At 61.4% G+C, this 228-nt stretch carries 1 protein-coding gene; it reads left to right on the top strand.

The window, feature by feature from the left end; genetic code table 11:
• On the top strand, window positions 1–168 hold a 168-nt coding region (locus DBR12_RS21285), incomplete at its 5' end, for a ferritin-like domain-containing protein (RefSeq protein WP_304529324.1).
• Between the last annotated feature and the right edge of the window lie 60 nt (window positions 169–228).

Raw genomic sequence — 228 nt, 5'->3', positions numbered from 1 at the left:
GCCCTGTGCGAGAGCGTGGGCGACTACGTGAGCCGCGACCTGCTGCTGGCCCAGCTGCGCGACACAGAAGAAGACCACGCCTACTGGCTTGAAAAGCAGCTGGGCCTGATCGACAAGATCGGCCTGCCCAACTACCTGCAGTCGCAGATGGGCAGCGCGGCGGCATAGGCCGCCAGCTCAAAAATCAGATAAAAATCGGCCCCTCCGCGCAACCAGCATGCAAAACAT

The sequence above is a fragment of the Acidovorax sp. HMWF029 genome (assembly GCF_003060895.1).
In the GTDB taxonomy this organism is placed as follows: Bacteria; Pseudomonadota; Gammaproteobacteria; order Burkholderiales; family Burkholderiaceae_C; genus Acidovorax.
Note: the sequence above shows the minus strand (reverse complement) of the source record. Positions and strands in the feature narration are given on the sequence as shown.